The sequence below is a fragment of the Stenotrophomonas sp. YIM B06876 genome (assembly GCF_030711595.1).
GTDB lineage: Bacteria > Pseudomonadota > Gammaproteobacteria > Xanthomonadales > Xanthomonadaceae > Stenotrophomonas.
In genome coordinates, this window is sequence record NZ_JAUJUJ010000177.1 from 568 (window position 1) to 1620 (window position 1053).

A 1053-nucleotide genomic window follows, 5' to 3' on the forward strand; every position below is an offset into this window, starting at 1 on the left:
AACCGGACGCTGCGCCTGACCGAGATGAAGGACCTCGATGGCCAGAACATCGGCGTGGCGTCCGGCAGCCCGCTGCGCGTGCGCATTCCGCTGGCGGCCCCGGCCAGCGGCGCGCTGCTGGCGCGGGTGCTGGAGTAGAGTCAGATAACAGTCAAATCGGCCTCAAACCCTTACCCATAAAGCGCGAACAGCTATCGATACAGAAGTAAAAAACCCCGCAGGCCTTGCAGCCTGCGGGGTTTTCATGGCGCCTTGGTTTTATCAGGCAGCCACGCCGTCTGCCACGTCCTTGTACTCCGTGATCTGGTCGAAGTTCAGGTATTGGTAGATCTTGTCGCCGTTCTGGTTGACCACGCCGATGTCGGCCAGGTACTCGGCCTTGGTCGGGATGCGGCCGAGCTTGGAGCAGATCGCCGAGAGTTCGGCCGAGCCCAGGTACACGTTGGTGTTCTTGCCCAGGCGGTTGGGGAAGTTGCGCGTGCTGGTCGACATGACCGTGGCGCCTTCCTTGACCTGCGCCTGGTTGCCCATGCACAGCGAGCAGCCGGGCATTTCCATGCGCGCGCCGGCGGCGCCGAACACGCCGTAGTGGCCTTCTTCGCTCAGCTGCTGCGCATCCATCTTGGTCGGCGGCGCCATCCACAGCTTGACCGGGATGTCGCGCTTGCCTTCGAGCAGCTTGGACGCGGCGCGGAAGTGGCCGATGTTGGTCATGCACGAACCGATGAAGACTTCATCGATCTGCGCACCGGCCACGTCGGACAGGGTCTTGGCATCGTCCGGATCGTTCGGGCAGCACACGATCGGCTCGACGATTTCGGCCAGGTCGATCTCGATGACCGCGGCGTACTCGGCATCGGCATCGGCTTCCAGCAGCTGCGGGTCGGCCAGCCACTGTTCCATCTTCTCGATGCGGCGCGCCAGGGTGCGGGCATCGGCATAACCCTCGGCAATCATCCACTTCAGCAGCGTGATGTTGCTGGTCAGGTATTCGATGATCGGCGCCTTGTCGAGCTTGACCGCGCAACCGGCCGCCGAACGCTCGGCCGAGGC

1 protein-coding gene is annotated in these 1053 nt (G+C 63.6%); it reads right to left on the minus strand.

What is annotated here, in order from left to right; translation table 11 throughout:
• Positions 1 to 261: 261 nt before the first annotated feature.
• The coding region (locus QZH66_RS15835; RefSeq protein WP_305806854.1) for an aconitase family protein at positions 262 to 1053 on the minus strand (792 nt) is incomplete at its 5' end.